14 protein-coding genes and 1 riboswitch are annotated in these 16727 nt (G+C 66.7%); of the genes, 10 read left to right on the top strand and 4 right to left on the bottom strand.

Annotation, left to right across the window (positions count from 1 at the left end; all coding sequences use genetic code 11):
* Nucleotides 1-11: 11 nt before the first annotated feature.
* Together AC5Y43_RS06940 and AC5Y43_RS06935 are read right to left on the bottom strand one after the other, a co-directional pair.
* Nucleotides 12-890: a hypothetical protein gene (locus tag AC5Y43_RS06940; protein ID WP_499970697.1), complete on the bottom strand. Its 879-nt coding sequence runs from the start codon at nucleotides 888-890 to the stop codon at nucleotides 12-14.
* Nucleotides 887-2143 carry an acyl-CoA dehydrogenase family protein gene (locus AC5Y43_RS06935; protein WP_499970695.1) on the bottom strand — a complete coding sequence of 419 codons (1257 nt, stop codon included), beginning with the start codon at nucleotides 2141-2143 and terminating at the stop codon, nucleotides 887-889. The genes AC5Y43_RS06940 and AC5Y43_RS06935 overlap by 4 nt, the downstream gene beginning before the upstream one ends.
* Nucleotides 2144-2304: 161 nt before the next feature.
* Here AC5Y43_RS06935 and AC5Y43_RS06930 point away from each other — a divergent pair, with 161 nt between their 5' ends.
* Both AC5Y43_RS06930 and AC5Y43_RS06925 read left to right on the top strand, forming a co-directional pair.
* Entirely contained in the window at nucleotides 2305-3399 is a 1095-nt protein-coding gene (locus AC5Y43_RS06930; RefSeq protein ID WP_499971512.1) for an NAD-dependent epimerase/dehydratase family protein, read from the top strand.
* 181 nt (nucleotides 3400-3580) lie between these two features.
* Nucleotides 3581-3692: riboswitch (SAM riboswitch) on the top strand.
* Nucleotides 3693-3726: 34 nt separating this feature from the next.
* Nucleotides 3727-4329, top strand: a complete 603-nt coding sequence (locus AC5Y43_RS06925; protein WP_499970693.1) for a hypothetical protein — start codon at nucleotides 3727-3729, stop codon at nucleotides 4327-4329.
* Between the two features lie 93 nt (nucleotides 4330-4422).
* Here AC5Y43_RS06925 and AC5Y43_RS06920 read toward each other — a convergent pair whose 3' ends face one another.
* Together AC5Y43_RS06920 and AC5Y43_RS06915 are read right to left on the bottom strand one after the other, a co-directional pair.
* The gene (locus tag AC5Y43_RS06920; protein ID WP_499970691.1) at nucleotides 4423-5406 is read right to left on the bottom strand and encodes an NAD-dependent epimerase/dehydratase family protein; all 984 of its coding nucleotides are present in this window, start codon (nucleotides 5404-5406) and stop codon (nucleotides 4423-4425) included.
* Nucleotides 5406-6377: an aldo/keto reductase gene (locus AC5Y43_RS06915; RefSeq protein ID WP_499971507.1), complete on the bottom strand. Its 972-nt coding sequence runs from the start codon at nucleotides 6375-6377 to the stop codon at nucleotides 5406-5408. The genes AC5Y43_RS06920 and AC5Y43_RS06915 overlap by 1 nt, the downstream gene beginning before the upstream one ends.
* A gap of 57 nt (nucleotides 6378-6434) precedes the next feature.
* On the opposite strand from AC5Y43_RS06915, the gene AC5Y43_RS06910 reads away from it, so the two are divergent.
* The 8 genes from AC5Y43_RS06910 to AC5Y43_RS06875 all read left to right on the top strand — a co-directional run bounded on the left by AC5Y43_RS06910 (nucleotide 6435) and on the right by AC5Y43_RS06875 (nucleotide 16721).
* Nucleotides 6435-7763, top strand: coding sequence for an acyltransferase family protein (locus AC5Y43_RS06910; RefSeq protein ID WP_499971505.1), 1329 nt, complete (start codon nucleotides 6435-6437; stop codon nucleotides 7761-7763).
* A 615-nt stretch (nucleotides 7764-8378) separates the two neighbouring features.
* Nucleotides 8379-9050 carry a TetR/AcrR family transcriptional regulator gene (locus AC5Y43_RS06905; RefSeq protein WP_499970689.1) on the top strand — a complete coding sequence of 224 codons (672 nt, stop codon included), beginning with the start codon at nucleotides 8379-8381 and terminating at the stop codon, nucleotides 9048-9050.
* A 620-nt stretch (nucleotides 9051-9670) separates the two neighbouring features.
* Nucleotides 9671-10384 (top strand): MlaE family ABC transporter permease, encoded by a 714-nt coding sequence (locus AC5Y43_RS06900; RefSeq protein WP_499971502.1) that lies wholly within the window; start codon nucleotides 9671-9673, stop codon nucleotides 10382-10384.
* A complete protein-coding gene (locus AC5Y43_RS06895; RefSeq protein ID WP_499970687.1) occupies nucleotides 10384-11256 on the top strand; it encodes an MlaE family ABC transporter permease in 873 nt (290 codons plus the stop codon). Before AC5Y43_RS06900 ends, AC5Y43_RS06895 begins: the two co-directional genes overlap by 1 nt.
* 5 nt (nucleotides 11257-11261) lie before the next feature.
* A complete protein-coding gene (locus AC5Y43_RS06890; RefSeq protein ID WP_499970685.1) occupies nucleotides 11262-12569 on the top strand; it encodes an MCE family protein in 1308 nt (435 codons plus the stop codon).
* Nucleotides 12566-13606 (top strand): virulence factor Mce family protein, encoded by a 1041-nt coding sequence (locus AC5Y43_RS06885; protein WP_499970683.1) that lies wholly within the window; start codon nucleotides 12566-12568, stop codon nucleotides 13604-13606. Before AC5Y43_RS06890 ends, AC5Y43_RS06885 begins: the two co-directional genes overlap by 4 nt.
* The gene (locus AC5Y43_RS06880; protein ID WP_499970681.1) at nucleotides 13603-15162 is read left to right on the top strand and encodes a virulence factor Mce family protein; all 1560 of its coding nucleotides are present in this window, start codon (nucleotides 13603-13605) and stop codon (nucleotides 15160-15162) included. The genes AC5Y43_RS06885 and AC5Y43_RS06880 overlap by 4 nt, the downstream gene beginning before the upstream one ends.
* Nucleotides 15159-16721, top strand: coding sequence for a virulence factor Mce family protein (locus AC5Y43_RS06875; RefSeq protein WP_499970679.1), 1563 nt, complete (start codon nucleotides 15159-15161; stop codon nucleotides 16719-16721). The genes AC5Y43_RS06880 and AC5Y43_RS06875 overlap by 4 nt, the downstream gene beginning before the upstream one ends.
* Nucleotides 16722-16727: the final 6 nt, after the last annotated feature.

Raw genomic sequence — 16727 nt, 5'->3', positions numbered from 1 at the left:
ACCCTATCTGGTCAGTCGACGACGTCGAAGATCGCCGCGGCCGAGGTGACGGCCTTGTCGGCGTTGCCCTCGTCGTGCAGCAGCATGCGCACGCCGACGCGTCGCGGTCCACCTCCTGAACCGGCGAGATGCGCCGTGCCCTCCACGCGGAAGGGCCCCACCTTGCCGCGCGACATGAACATGACGTGCCAGCTGGCGACCTGCACCCTGCGGGTGGCGGCGGCGTCGGCGGCCAGGTCGGTCGCCGCCGTCTCGAGGACGACATGCTGAGGCCCGATGTGTAGCGCGGCATCCGGTGAGGCGAGTTCGGTGCTCAGTTCGGGCAGCGTCCAGTGGCCATCGTCGCGCTTGCGGGCGCCGAAGGCCTGCCACAGCGGCGGCAGGTCGGGCGAGTCCTCGACCACCAGCTCGGTGCCCGAAACATCCATCCTGCCAAGGCCTTCCGGTGGCACCCCGATGACCGCCCCCTGGCCCTCGTTGAACGCGATCACCCGATCGGGGTTGTCGGCGTCGACGATCTTGCACCGCCCGTAGCCCATGGTCCGGCCCTGGTGCACGATGCCCGACCCGACAATCTCGATCCGTGTGACGTCGTAGCCGGGGTCGACGATCTGCACCGACGCGATGACCGGGTTGGGGACCGCGACCATGTCCGTCTGGCAGCCCTCGGGCGACGAGATCGCCAGCGGCGCCACCATCAATCCGCCCGCCTCGTTGCGCATGTCGCGGCGGATGGTGACCGTGTCGTCGGTCTCGCCGAGGTTCATCGACGAGTGATTGCGCCCGATGTAGCGGTAGCTCAACAGGCCCGTCCAGCGCCGGTACAGCTCCTCGCGGTAGGCGTCGGTGTCTTCGGCCAGCTCGCGGATATCACGAAGTTGATCGCTCACTTCTGGCCTCCTCCTGGGGATTTGCCGTGGCGCACCTGTTTGAACGGCACGCCGCGGTCGGCGGCGTACTCGCGCGGGAAGTTCAATACCCGTTCGCCGATCACGTTGCGCGCCATCTCGGTGGTGCCGCCGCCGATGCTGGCGACCTGGCGGCCCAGGTACCGCGTGCCGATGTTGAGCAGCCCCGCGTCGTCCTCGACCACCCCCGCCGCGCCGGCAACGGAGTGCGCGGTGTCGTTCTCGACGTGACTCACCTCGGCCATGTCGAGCCGGATGATCGATCCGGCTGCGGGGGGCAGGGTTCCGGCGACGACGGCGTGGTAGACGTGTTCGCTCAGTTGCCCGTGCACCGCACGGTGGACCAGGGCGCGGCCGACCATCTCCCCGACGCGTTCGTTGCCGCCCTGCCCGGTGCGCTCGACCAGCGCCATCAGGTCGACCGAAACGTCCTCGGCCTCAGTGATTCCGGGCCCGCTGGTGTATTCCGAGCCGTCGCCCATGCTGCGGCGCTCATGATAGAGCTGGCGCGACGCGACCTCCCACCCCTTGCCCGGCTCCCCGACGACCGCGTCGTCACCCAGGTCGACGTCGTCGAAGAACTCCTCGCAGAACTCGATTGAGCCGTTGACCTGCTGGATGCGGCTGATCGTCACCCCGGGGTGGTGCAGCGGCACCAGAAACATCGTCAGGCCCTCGTGTTTGGGTGCGTCCCAATCGGTTCGGGCCAGGCACAGGCCGTAGTCGGCCGCGAACGCCCAGGTGCTCCAGGTCTTGGCGCCGTTGAGGATCCAGCGCCCGTCGCGGCGGTCGGCGCGTGTGAGGACGCCCGCGAGGTCCGAGCCGCCGCTGGGTTCCGACAGCAGCTGCACGAGCACTTCGTCGCCGCGCAATGCCGCCCGAATGTGGGTGCGCTTCTGCTCCTCACCGCCCATGTCGAGGATCGTCGCGCAGCAGATCGCGAAGGACGGGACGTTGAGCAGCAGCGGTGTCTCGTAGGCCAGGGCCTCGGCGTCGAACGCCTTCTTGTACTCGTAGCCCAACCCGAGGCCGCCGTACTCGCGGGGAAAGCAGATTCCGGCGAATCCCCCGTCGTACAGCATCCGCTGCAGTTCGCGGGCGCGCTGCCAGGACGTCAGTTCGTCGCGCTCGAGGACCATCGCGTCCTCGGAGTCCAGCCGCGGCAGGTTCTCGGCCAGCCAGGCCCTGGCCCGGTCGCGGAATTCCGCTACGGACTCGGTCGCGTCGCCGCTCACGGGCGGCCTCGAATTCGCCTGGGCGTCATCGCCGGTGGCCTCCCGCGCTGTTCGAGAGATGAGCTGGTGCTGGGCGACTGTACAGCACTTTTCGTGACTATACAGCCTTGACTGACGGGTTACAGTTTTGGCGTGAAATGTCACGCTCCGGCCGGATCCCGATGACCGCCGGCACCATCCTGATCACCGGCGCATTCGGTCAGGTCGGCAAGCGGTGCGCGCAGCTGCTGCTCGAGCGGGGCCGCACCGTCGTCGCCACGGACCTGCGGACCGACAAGACCGTGGCCGCCGCGGCCGAATTGTCCGCGGGCGCCGGAGCGCTGGTTGCTGTCTACATCGACCTGACGGATGCCGCGTCGGTGCGCGAGTTGCTCGCCGCCCACCAACCCGAGGCGATCGTTCACCTCGCGGCCATCGTGTCACCGCCGTCGTATCGCCACCCCGGGCTGGCGCGACGGGTCAACGTCGGGGGCACCGAGAACCTGCTGGCGGCCGCCACGACCCTGACCGCTCCCCCGCTGTTCCTGATGGCATCCAGCGCCGCGGTGTACGGGTCGATCAACCCCTACCGGCACCCCGAGCGGATCACCCCCGAGACCGCGGTGAATCCCATCGACCAGTACGGCCAGGACAAGGTGCTGGCCGAGGCGGCGGTGCAAGCCAGCGGCCTGCCGCACGCGCTGTTCCGGCTGGGCGGGGTCATCTCGCCGGATGGGCAGGCGAACTTCAGCGGCGACTACCTGGTGCTGGTGCAGTCGATGCCGCGCGACAACCGCATTCACGCCGTCGACGCACGCGACGTGGCACTGGCCTTCGCCAATGGTGTCGACCGCCAGGACGCGATCGCAGGCAAGGTGCTGCTCATCGGCGGCAACGAATCGTATGTGAAGCTCCAGCGCGACCTGGAGGACGACGTGATGGCCGCCCTCGGGCTGGGCCGCCTGGGCCCCTCGGCGAGCCTGCCCGGGGACCCTGACGACGAGCGCGGGTGGAGTTTCACGGGCTGGTTCGACACCACGGAATCGCAAGCGCTGCTTGGCTTTCAGGAGCACGACTGGGACCAGACGGTGGCCTGGGTCGCCGATCCCCAGCGGCACCTGCGCATCGTCTTGCGCGTGCTCGGCCCGATGTTGCGGCCCCTGATGCGCGCCGCGCTCAAGCTGCAGCGCAGGGTTGAGGGCCGGGGCAAGTACGCCGATCCGTGGACGCTGATCGAGAAAAAATACGGCCCGGGCGCTTTGGCCGCCGCGGACTAGCTCCGCGATTCGCCCGTCCGCAGCGCACAAGCCCGTGTGCGGAGCATGACTTGACGCCCAATCGCGCAGGGCTTTTCCCGCGGTCCCAGCTCGTCGGGTGCGGTGGTGCGCGAGGCGTAACGATGCACGCTTGCCAAAAACATTGGTTGGATCTGTCGGGGTCCTCCCCTATCCTGGAGTCGCTCAAGAGCGGACGGCTGTTCGGGTACCTGGCCCGCCGTCCCGGCAACCGCGCCACCACCGCACGGTGCCCCAGGGGAAGAGCCGGCACGTGACACGTGCAAGTGGTGGACGCCCGAGGGTGGCGTCGCCGGGAATGGCGAAGAAATGACCAAGCAGAAGCTAAGCATCACTGATGCGGCACTACGCAAGCGCAATACCGAGTTGTCCGTGCATATTCCTTGCGGATGGCTGCGAGGACCCGTGCCGACCACCTGCAGGTGGAATTATCTGCACGGTCGTTGGCAGTCGTGCGGGGACGAAGACTCGCCCGAGAAATGGAAAGGTTGTGATGTCTCCCGTGCGCTCGACCTGTGCATCATCTGCTGCAGGGGAACGGCTGGCGGCCCCACGCGGTGGTCATGGCTGGCGTGTGCCGATTGCCGGGCCGTAAACGCGGAACTGCAGTCGGCGTGGGGATTTCGCCCACTCGCCCTGGGACGACACAGCCTGATGAATCGGATCGGCGTGGGGGGCAACAGTTCACCGGAAGTCCAGAAGGCGCAGATCGACCGGCTGATGGGGTTCACGAAACACGTCCAGCGGCTCGGCGAGTGGAAGAAGCAGGAGTACGGGCGGTTGGCGAGCAGGTTCGACCCGCTTGCCGACGTTCCCCTGAGCGCGTGGCAACAAGAATGGCCGCCCGGCCCAGACGCATCGTGGGACGCGTTCTCACGTCTGACCGGGCTCGAACCTCCTCCGCGACGATAGACGAGCGGAGGACGGAAGACAGGTCAACGCGTCGAACGACAACCCGCAAGGCGGGTCCAGCCCGGCATCGAGCGCGCCGAAGGCCTCGGACGATTAGCGGCGTGACGCGAAAAAGATTGCGGCCTTGCGGATCGAGTCTTCGACGGGTTCGGGTTTCCACCCGAGTTCGCGTTCGGCCTTGGAATGGTCCAGGGGCGACATGAGCTCGGCCATGCGCATCCCGGCGTAGGCCAACGGGAGGTCGCGGCGCAGCAGCCGCGCCAGCAGGTCGTTGACGCGCGCCCCGGCGCGCAGCACGGGCATCGGGATGGGTATGCGCGGTGGGCGCCTACCCACGGCGGTCGCGGCAATGCGGTGCAGCTCCTTGATGCTCAGGTACTTGTCCGAGATGATGTAGCGCTCGCCGCTTCGCCCGCGCTCGGCGGCCAAAAGCATTGCCCTGGCTGCGTCTTCGATGCCGACAACTTCTGCCGAGTAGCCCAGATAGAACGGGAACCGCCCGTTGGCGACCAGGGAGATCACAGAGCCGTGCGGGGTCGGCGCCCAGTCTTCGGGGCCGTAGGTGGTGGAGATGCACATCGCCGCGGCGGGCAGCCCTTTGTCCCGCGCGTAGGACAGCAGCAGCTCTTCGCCGGCCACCCGGGCCTGGATGTAGGCCCCGCCCTGATCCCAGTTGTGCGGATCGTCTTCGGTGACCGCCCTGGTCTCGCTGATAGCCAAAGAGCCTGTGGTGCTGGTGTATATGAACTTCGTCAGGTCCGCGGCCAGGGCGGCGTCGAGAACGTGCCGCAACCCTTCGACGTTGGTTCGAAACAGCGGCGCGGGATCGCGCAGCCACATCCGGGCGTCGACGACGCAGTAGTAGACGACGTCACACCCGGCCATCGCCGCACGCAGCGCGGCGTCGTCGAAGACGTCGCCGTAGCACCGCTCGACGGCCAGGTCGTCGATCCCCTTGGTGGAGCTGGTGCGGCGCAACATGACTCGCACGTCGGCCCCGGCGGCGACAAGCTGCCGCGTGACATGGGAGCCGAGGAAGCCGCTGGCGCCGATCACCAGCTTCTTGTCGCCGGCCACTAGCGGTCGATCCAGCCCATTTGCGCCTCGGCGTGGTGGCCGCCGACGGGTGGGGTGAGCCGGTCGATGCTGGCCAGCTGATCGGGGGTGAGTTCGACCGTGTCGGCGGCGGCGTTCTCCTCGAGCCGCGCGACGCGCTTGGTTCCCGGAATCGGCACGATGTCAGGCCCTTTCGCGAGCAGCCAGGCCAACGCAATCTGGGCGGGGGTGGCGCCGGCGTCGCCGGCGATGGCGCGCAATTCGTCGGCGCTGTTGAGGTTGTGCGCGAAGTTCTCGTCGAAGAAGCGCGGGTTGGTCTTGCGGTAGTCGCTGTCGGGCAGCTCGCGGTTGGAGCGGATCGCGCCGGTGAGGAAGCCGCGGCCGAGCGGCGAGTAGGCGACGAATCCGATGCCCAGTTCGCGCAGGACGTCGAGCACCCCGTCCTCGGGGTCGCGCGTCCACACCGAATATTCGGACTGCACGGCGGTGATCGGGTGAACGGCGTGGGCGCGGCGAATGGTGTTGACGCCCACCTCGGAAAGGCCGATGTGCCGGAGTTTGCCGGCGCTGACCAGCTCGGCCAGCGCGCCGATCGTGTCCTCGATCGGAGTCTCGCGGTGGAGGCGGTGCTGGAAGTAGAGGTCGATGCGGTCGGTCTCCAGCCGTCGCAGCGAGCCGTCGACGGCGATGCGAATGTTGGCGGGGCTGCTGTCGAGGCCGTCTCGTCCGGTGTGGGAGATCAGGCCGAACTTGGTCGCGAGCGCGACCTCGTCGCGGCGGCCGCGCAGGGCGCGGGCGACCAGTTCCTCGTTGACGTAGGGGCCGTACACCTCGGCGGTGTCGATCAGCGTGACGCCCAGGTCGATGGCGCGATGGACCGTGCGGATGGATTCGGCGTCGTCGGTTCCGGCGCCCGCGTAGGCGACGGACATGCCCATCGCGCCCAGGCCGAGGCGCCCGACTTCGAGTTCGCCGAGGTGAGCGCGCTTGATGGGCCCTTGCATGGGCCTATTGTGCGCGACGGCATTTCGGCCCGTTTGGCGGGTAGCCTGGCGCGGGTGCACACCGCGCGACCGGTCCGCGACCTGGCGGTCGACTTCTATCGGGTGTCCGGTGTCGTCCTCATCGTGCTGGGCCATTGGCTGGCCGGTTCGGTGACATATCACGACGGAGCATTCGGCAGGCAGAACCCGCTCGTCGACCTGCCCTGGACGCAGTGGCTGACGTGGCCCTTCCAGGCGGTCCCGACGTTTTTCGTGGTGGCCGGCTACGCGGGCGCGGTGTCCTGGGCGCATCGGCGGGAGGCCGAGGGGGTGTCCCGGCAGGCCTGGCTGCGCCGGCGGCTGGCGCGGGTGCTGGGCCCGACGGCGGCCTACGTCGCGCTGGTCTCGGTGGTCGTGGTGGCGCTGGGCGCCGGTCACGTGGCCGGTTCGACGCTTCAGTACGCGGGCTGGGCGGTGGCGATGCACCTGTGGTTTTTGGCCGTCTACCTGATGGTGGTGTCGCTGACGCCGATCGCCATTGCGGCACACCGGCGTTGGGGGCTGCTGGTGCCGGCCGGCCTCGCGGCGGCGGTGGTGGCGGTGGACATCGCATCGATCGCCGGTCATGCACACCATCTCGCGTGGGCGAACTACCTGCTGTGCTGGGGCACGTTCTACCAGCTCGGAATCGCTTGGCACGGTGGGTCGTTGGCGCTACGCAGATCCGCGGTGCTCGCGGCGGCCTCGGGTATCGCGCTGGCCCTGTTGACCGCGCTGGGCCCCTATCCGGTCAGCATGATCGGTGTGCCCGGGCAGACCATCGACAACACCACGCCGCCCACCGCGGCGCTGCTGGCTTTCGGATGCGCGCAGGCGGGATTGGTGATCATGCTCGCGCCCGCGCTCAACCGCGCATTGCGCGCGGGTGTGGTCAAGCGGGCGCTGGCCATTGGGAACAACAACGTCATGGCCCTGTACCTGTGGCACATGATCCCGGTGGTGATCGTCGCGCTCGTCGCGTATCCGGCGGGCCTGCTGCCGCAACCCCCGGAGGGTACAGGGGCGTGGTGGCTGGCCCGGCTGGAGTGGGTCGTCGTCCTCAGCGTGGCCACGGCGGCCGAGCTCGTGTTGTTGTGGTCGCAGCGGCGCGTCTTCGCGACGCCGCTCCCCATGCTCGGTATCCCCCTCACGGACCGTTGGGGTGAGGCACCCATGCTGGTGGGTGCCGCGGTAGCCGCCGCCGGTCTGAGTTTCTTCGCCGGCGGCGGCTTCGCGCCGGACGGGCGTTTTCCGTGGCTGACCGCGGCGGCCTTCGGCGTCGGGGTGCTGCTGGTGGCGCTTAATCCCACAAAGGTCAGCCGACAGTCGGTTGGCCCGGCACCTGCGGCCGGCTGAGCTCCCGCGATTACCGGCCTCGGCCGGTTTGTCAAGCGACTTACGGCCCCTGGAGAGGGGCCGCAAGGCCCTGGTTGCAGGCCATATCCGAGGAGAAATGTCGCATACAGGGAATGTTCGAGCTCCCGGACCAGATCGAGACAACCTCGCTATGGGAGTACACAGATGTTAGACAGCCTGGCGGTCACCAACAACCACGTCCCTCAGCAGCGCACACAGGATGCCGAGCTATTGAAGGAATCCGGCGTGCACAAGCTCGTTGTCCTAGATCGTGACGGGAACTGCTTGGCATTCGTATTGGCTTGGGACGGCTTCGATTACGACGCTGATACGGACACATATGTGTGCGTTGCCGACCGTGATGGCAGAGAACTCATGACCGTATACACCGAAGGTGAGGTCACGTCAGCACCCGGCGCGAACATGTATGTCGTAAGCGCGCCCGATGGGTCCGGTAAAGGGCGCCGCGGGCCCCGTTGACCTAATCGGCCGCCGGCGAGGAGTTCCCCGGCGTGGCGCAGTCGTGCACCGATATGGTCACGACGGATGAGGATTTGCTGTCACGGACGATTATGATGAACCGTTCGTACGGTTAGTTGTGCCGAGGGGTTGAAGATGCCCAGATCGCCTGGCAGGCGTAGCGAGATCCTGGACGCGTTCGTCCGCTACGTCGCCGAACGCGGCTATGACAGAACGAATATCGGTGATATCGCCGACGAACTTGGCATGTCGAAGGGCACCATCGTTCACCACTTCGGAACCAAAGCGCAGATGTTGCGGGAGTTGGAAGAGACCCACTTGACCCTCCATCTCGATGTGCTGCGCATGGTATGGGATCGCCTGGCCGCGCCGCACGAACGCATCGCCGCAATCATTTTCGCCTCCGCACTGCTCCAGGTGATCGGCCGCGAAGCCACCGTTGCCAGCCAGCGCGAGGTGGTCCAGCTGTTCGATGATCCGGCGATGCAGCAAGTGCGCACTTTGCGCGATCAATTGCAGGCGCTCGCGATTGACGAAATTCGCACCGGGATAGAGAGCGGTGTGTTCCGAAGCGTCGACGTCGAACTGGCCGCGCTGCAGCTGTGGGGATCGCTGCAGTGGATGTGGGTGTGGTTCGACCCCACCGACTCCCGGGCGCCCGAACAAGTCGGCGCTGCTTTCGTTGACGTGTTCCTCGGCGGACTGCTGCTCGACCGCTTTGGACTTAGCAGGTGGGCGGACCCCTCCACGGGCGTCGTCTCGGTGGTGCGCGAATGCCTGACCGCGTTAGCGAGCACCGAAGGTTGACCTGAAACAGGATGCTCTGCGCGGGAAGATAATTCGCCGCCAATCGGTCTCGACCTGAAACGCTGAGCCGCCCCGGCAGCGACATCGCCGGGCCACGACACCGATCAACGCGCGCCAACCGGGTTGCAGGAGGTGCAAAAGCGCTGGTAGGGCCAAATGATGCGCGGATCAGCGAGAAGTGTTGGCGGCGGCGGGCGGGCCACATTGCCGATTTATTGACCGCACGTACGGTCTGATGTCATAGTTGCTGGCGTGGCGCAAAGACTGGCGGCGTGCGGCCGGGCGGGGATCGGGGCCGACGCTTGGGGGGATCATCGGGTTGGCTCACATCCGCAGGTACGTGAGCCACGCCGCGGCTCACACCAGGAAGCGCTGGGCCCGAGCTTCGGCCGAAGACGTCGCCGGCGGTCCTTGTACGCGCGAGATTCGGAATGTGTTCTGGCGGCGTACTTTTCGCGTCGATCGGCCGTGCGATACCCGCTCGGGCGAGCGGCCGAAGACCTGTGGCTCATCACGTGGTCACGCCGGGGAGCACACCGATGACAACCACGCAGCTGCTTTCCGGCAAAGTCGCCGAAAAGATCCGGCCGGGCACGGAAGTGGCCGGCGGTTTCTTCCGGATGTGCGTGCTGACCGGCAAAGCTCTGAGGCAGCCGTTCGAGTGGCGTGAGTTCATCTGGACCGGCTGGTTCCTCATGCGGGTCTCGCTGCTGCCCACCATCGCGGTGTCCATCCCGGAAACCGTGCTTCTCATCTTCACCCTTAACCTCCTGCTGGCCGAGATCGGCGCGGCCGACGTCTCCGGTGCCGGCGCCGCGATCGGTGCGGTCACCCAACTCGGCCCGATCGTGACGGTTCTGGTCGTCGCCGGCGCGGGGGGCACCGCCATCTGTGCCGACCTCGGCGCGCGCACCATCCGCGAGGAGATCGATGCGCTCGAGGTGCTCGGGATCGACCCTATCCACCGGCTGGTGGTGCCGCGCGTCGTTGCCTCGACGATGGTCGCGATACTGCTCAACGGCCTCGTAGTCGCCGTCGGGCTGGGCGGCGGCTACCTATTCAGCGTCTACCTGCAGAACGTCTCGAGCGGTGCCTACCTGTCCACGTTGACGGCGCTCACCGGGCTGCCCGAGGTGGTGATCGCGTTCGTCAAGGCCGCAACGTTCGGGCTGATCGCCGGGCTGGTCGGCTGTTACCGCGGGCTCATTGTCCGCGGCGGGTCCAAAGGTCTGGGCACCGCTGTGAACGAGACGGTGGTGCTGTGCTTCATCGCGCTGTTCGCGGTCAACGCGGCACTGACCACCATCGGTGTCCGGTTCGGAACGGGGCACTGATGGCCTCAGCTACGGGGGCTGCCCCGGCGCGTATGCACTTCCCGCAGGCAACCCTCATCCGATACGGAGAAGCCCCGGTCCGGCTACTGGTCGAGATCGGTCAGATGGTCTGGTTCGCGTTGACCACCGTCGGGCAGATCCCTTTCGCCATGCGCCGCTACCACAAAGAGATGCTGCGGATGGTCGCCCAGATGGGGATGGGTACCGGCGCGATGGCCGTCGTCGGTGGCACCGCCGCCATCGTCGGCTTCATCACCCTGTCCGCCGGCTCATTGGTCGCCATCCAGGGCTACGCGACGCTGGGCAACATCGGTGTCGAAGCATTCACCGGATTCTTGGCCGCACTGGTCAACGTGCGGTTTGTGGCGCCGGTGGCCGCCGGTCAGGCGCTGGCCGCAACAGTCGGTGCCGGCGCCACCGCGGAACTGGGCGCCATGCGCATCAGCGAGGAGATCGACGCGCTGGAGGTGATGAGTATCCGGTCGGTCGCCTTCCTGGCATCCACCCGGGTAGTGGCAGGTCTCATCGTCATCATCCCGCTGTACGGGTTGGCGATCACCCTGGCCTTCGTCTCCCAGCAGGTCACCACGGTGTTCTTCTACGGTCAGTCCGCCGGTACCTACAACCACTATTTCCACACATTCCTGCGCCTCAACGATGTGGGCTGGTCGTTCGCGGAGGTGATCCTGGTCGCGGTGGTCGTGATGACCACCCACTGCTACTACGGCTATACCGCCAGCGGCGGGCCGGTCGGCGTCGGTGAAGCGGTCGGGCGGTCGATGCGGCTGTCGTTGATCACGATCGTCGTGGTGGTGGTGCTGACCGCGATGGCTGTCTACGGCAAAAGCCCGAACTTCAACCTCACCGTGTAGCCGCCATGACGTCCCCAGCGAAGGAGAACCCGCCACGCATCCCGCCGTACAAGACGGTCGCTGTGGTGTTCTTGGTGATCGCAACGGTGGTGTTGGCGTTCGTGTGGCTGCAGTTTCGGGGCCGGCTCACGCCGAGGACGCCCTTGACGATGGTTGCTGCCCGGTCGGGTCTGGTGATGGATGCGGGGTCGAAGGTCACCTACAACGGGGTGGAAATCGGCCGGGTGACAAACATTTCGGAGATCCACCGCGATGGCACGCCTGCGGCAAAGTTCGTCTTGGACGTCGACCCCAAGTACATCAAGCTGATTCCGGCCAACGTGGAGGCCAATATCAAGGCGACTACGGTGTTCGGCAACAAGTATGTGGCGTTGACCTCACCGAAAACTCCTACGCCGCAACGCATCACACCGCAGCACGAGATAGACGCGAGGTCGGTGACGACGGAGTTCAACTCCTTGTTCGAGACCATCACCTCGATCGCGGAGAAGGTGGATCCGGTCAAGGTGAACCTGACGCTGGCCGCGGCCGCGCAGGCACTGACCGGGCTGGGCGACAAGTTCGGGCAGTCGATCGCCAATGCCAACGCGATCCTCGACGACATCAATCCGCAGATGCCGCAGTTACGACATGACATTCAGCGGCTGGCCGCCCTGGGCGACACCTACGCCAACGCCGCACCGGATCTGTTGGACTCGCTCAGCAACGCCGTGATCACGGCGCGCACGCTGCACCGACAGGAAGCCGACCTGGATGCCGCGTTGTTGGCCGCGGCCGGGTTGGGCAACACCGGGGAAGACATCTTCCGCCGGGGTGGGCCCTACCTGCAGCGGGGGGCTGCCGATCTGGTGCCAACCGCCCAGCTGCTCGACACCTACAGCCCAGAGTTCTTCTGCACCATCCGCAGGTACTACGACGTGGAACCCGCGGCCTTTTCGACGACGGGCGGCGGTAACGGCTACGCGCTCAGAACCATGACCGAGCTGACGTCGGGGTTGGGAGCCATCCTGACCCTCCCCGGGTTGACCGGCACAGTGCTCACCCAGGGACTGCTCGGACTGGCCGGACTGGTAGGCGGGGCGCCGAATCCCTATGTGTTTCCGGACAATTTGCCGCGGGTGAACGCCCGCGGCGGGCCGGGCGGCGCGCCGGGTTGCTGGCAATCCATCACCCGTGACCTGTGGCCGGCACCGAGTCTGGTGGTGGACACCGGCGCCAGTCTCGCGCCGTACAACCACCTGGATACCGGCTCGCCGTACGCCATCGAGTACGTGTGGGGCCGCCAAGTCGGGGACAACACGATCAACCCATGAAAATCACCGGCTCCGCTATCAAACTCGGCATCGTCTCGCTGGTGCTGCTGCTGATCACCGTGTCGATCGTCGTGGTGTTCGCTCAGATGCGCTTCAACAGCACCAACAGCTATTCCGCGGAGTTCAACAATGCCAGCGGGCTGAAAAACGGCCAGTTCGTCCGCGCCTCCGGAGTGGAGGTCGGCAAGGTCAAAGAGGTGCGGCTGATCGACGGCGGCCGGCGGGTACTGGTGAAGTTCGACGTCGACCGTTCGACACCGCTCTATCAGTCGACCACCGCGCAGATCCGCTATCTCAACCTGTTCGCCGACCGCTACCTGGAGCTCAAGCGCGGCGAAGGCGAAGGCGCGGACCGGGTGCTGCCGCCGGGCGGATTCATCCCGTTGTCTCGCACGTCACCGGCGCTGGATCTCGACGCCCTGATCGGTGGCTTCAAGCCGCTGTTCCGGGCGCTCGAACCCGAAAAGGTCAACACCATCGCGTCGGCGATCGTCACCGTGTTCCAGGGTCAGGGCGGCACCATCAACGACATCCTCGACCAGACCGCGCGGCTGACCGCACACCTCGCCGACCGCGACCAGGCGATCGGCGAGGTGGTCAAGAACCTGAACGTCGTGCTGGACACCACGGTTCGGCATCGCAAGGAGTTCGACCAGACCGTCGACAACTTCGAGAGATTGATCACCGGGTTGCAAAACCACGCCGACCCGCTGGCCGCCGGCACCGCGCACATCAGCGACGCCGCCGGAACGGTGGCCGACCTGCTCGCGGACAACCGCGCCCTGCTGCACAAGGAGATCAACTACCTGCAGGCCCTTCAGCAGCCGCTCGTCGACCAACGCGATCAGCTCAACGATCTGATCCACAAGACACCGACCGCGCTCAACCTGATCGGACGCAGCATCGGGCTCTACGGGGACTGGGTGAACTTCTACGTCTGCGACCTCACGATCAAGTGGAACGGGCTGCAGGCCGGCGGCCCGGTACGCACGGTTCGGCTCTGGCAGCAGCCCACCGGTAGGTGCGCGCCGCAATGAGAACGCTGACGGAGTTCAACCGAAGCCGGGTCGGGCTCATGGGCATCACCGTGCTGGTGCTCGCGGTCGCCGTCGGCCAAAGCTTCACCAGTGTCCCGATGATGTTCGCCAGTCCGAGCTACTACGGGCAGTTCACCGACACCGGTCAACTCAACAAGGGCGACAAAGTGCGCATCTCGGGCGTGAATGTCGGCAAGGTGGAGGCGCTCGACGTCGACGGCGACCACGTGCGCATCAAGTTTTCCATCGGCAGCAGCACCATCGGCACCGAAAGCCGGCTCGCGATCAAGACCGACACCATCCTGGGCAAGAAGGTGATCGAGATCGACCCGCGGGGAAACCGGACGTTGCGGCCGGGAGGCGTTTTGTCGCTGAGCCAAAGCACTACCCCGTATCAGCTCTACGACGCGAACTTCGACATCACCAAGGCCACCTCCGGCTGGGACATCGACACCGTCAAGCGGTCACTGAACGTCTTGTCGCAGACCATCGATGAGACCTATCCCCACCTGAGCGCCACACTCGACGGCCTGGCCAAATTCTCCGACACCATCGGTAAACGCGACGACCAGATCAAACACCTGCTCGCTCAGGCACATCAGGTGGCCGGCGTGCTCGGTGACCGCAGCGGACAAATCAACCGGCTCCTGGTCAACGCGAAGACGCTGCTCGTCGCGTTCAACGAACGCGGACGGGCTATCGGCGCCCTGCTGCAAAACATTTCCGCCTTTTCCGCCCAGGTGCAGGGGTTCATCAACGACAACCCGAACCTCAATCCTGTGCTGGAGCAGTTACGGACCATCAGCGACGTGCTGGTGGCGCGCAAAGACGACCTGGCTCAAACCTTCACGTACGTCAGCCAATTCGCCGCATCGCTGGGGGAATCCATCGCATCGGGACCGTATTTCAAGATCGTCCTTTCCAACCTGCTGCCGTACTGGATGTTGCAGCCGTTTGTGGACGCTGCCTTCAAGAAGCGTGGCATCGACCCCGAGAACTTCTGGCGCAGCGCCGGGCTGCCCGAGTTCCGCTGGCCCGACCCCAATGGCACCCGGTTCCCCAACGGTGCGCCGCCGCCCGCGCCCCCGGCGCTGGAGGGCACGCCGGATCACCCGGGCCCCGCGGTCCCCCCGGGAACGGCGTGTTCGTACACCCCGGCCGCCGGCGCACCGCCACGGCCGTGGAACCCGTTGCCGTGCGCCGGCATCGAGGTCGGACCGTTCGGCGGCAGCTTCCCGGCACCTATCGACGTGCAGGCCTCGCCGCCGAACCCGAATGGCCTGCCACCGACACCGGGTATCCCGATCGCCGGGCGGCCGGGCGACGCGCCTCCGGACGTTCCGGGCACACCGGTGCCGCTGCCGACCCAAGCGCCACCGGGCGCACGCACCGAGAACCTGCAACCCGCCGGCCCCACGCCCCCACCGTCGACGTTCGCGCCGGGGCTGCCGGCGGGGCCGTCCGCGCCGCCGGGACCGGGACAGCAGCTGCCGGCACCGTTCATCAACCCCGGCGGCACCGGCGGCAGCGGCATCACGGGAGGCAACCAAAATTGAGCGGCGTCTTTAGCGTGCGTAACCCGCGGTCCCGGAAGGCGATCGGGACGCTCATCGTGGCGCTGGCTGTCCTGGCCGGGTTCCTCGGGTTGCGGCTGTACGACAAGTTGACCACCAACACCGTGGTCGCTTACTTCCCGTCGGCGAACGCGATCTATTCCGGGGACAAAGTCCAGATCATGGGCGTTCACGTGGGTTCGGTCGACAAGATCGAACCGGCCGGCAACAAGATGAGAGTGACGTTTCACTACAAGAACAAGTACAAGGTGCCCGCCAACGCGTCCGCCGTGATCGTGAACCCCACCCTGGTGGCATCGCGGATCATCCAGTTGGAGCCGCCCTACAAAGGCGGTCCGGTGATGGCCGACAACGCGGTGATTCCCATCGAGCGCACACAGGTCCCGGCGGAGTGGGATCAACTGCGCGAGGGCGTCGCCAACGTCATCGACAAACTCGGCCCGACACCCGAGCATCCCAAGGGACCGTTCGGTGAGGCCATCGAGTCGTTCGCGGACGGGTTGGCGGGCAAGGGCAAGCAGATCAACACGACACTGAACAGCCTGTCGCAGGCGTTGACCGCGCTGAACGAGGGGCGGGGCGACTTCTTCGCGGTAACGCGCAGCCTGGCGCAGTTCGTCAACGCCCTGCATAAAGACGACCAGCAGTTCGTCGCGCTCAACACCAACCTGGCCCAGTTCACCGACAACTTGACCGGGTCCGACCGGGACCTCGCCAATGCCATCCAGCAGTTCGACGGCCTGCTGTCCACCCTGCGTCCGTTCCTGGACAAGAACCGGGAGGTGCTCGCGCACGACGTCGACAACCTCGCCAACCTGACCACCAGGCTGGTCCAACCCGATTCGCTGAACGGTTTGGAGACCGCCCTGCACGTCCTGCCGACGCTGGAGACGAACCTCAGCCAGATTTACCACCCGTCGCACGGTGCGGTCATGTCCATCCCGGCGATCCCGAGCTTCGCGAACCCAATGCAGTTCGTGTGCAGCATGATTCAGGCCGGCAGCCGGCTGGGCTACCAAGAGTCCGCCGAACTATGTGCGCAGTACCTCGCGCCGGTTCTCGACGCGATCAAGTTCAACTACCTGCCGTTCGGGCTGAACCTGTTCAGCACCGCCGAGACGCTGCCCAAGGAAATCGCTTACTCCGAGCCGAGGCTGCAGCCGCCGAACGGATACAAGGACACCACCGTGCCCGGGATCTGGGTGCCCGACACCCCGTTGTCGCACCGCAACACCCAGCCCGGCTGGGTCGTCGCGCCGGGCATGCAGGGCACCCAGGTGGGACCGGTCACCGGGGCACTGTTGACCCCCGCCTCGCTGGCCGAACTGATGGGCGGCCCGGACACGCCGCCTCCGCCGTCAGGGCTGCAGACCCCGCCGGGACCGCCGAACGCCTACGACGAGAACCCGGTGGTGCCCCCGATCGGCGTGCAGGCCCCGCGAGTGCCGATCCCGCCGCCGCCACCGGGGCCGGGGGTGGTCCCGGGCCCGGTCGCCCCGACGCCCGCGCCGGTGGCCGCCGCGACGGGAGCGGGCTCGTGAACACGT

This window comes from Mycobacterium sp. NGS57, from assembly GCF_059812405.1.
This window is presented reverse-complemented; position numbering and strand designations above follow the sequence as displayed.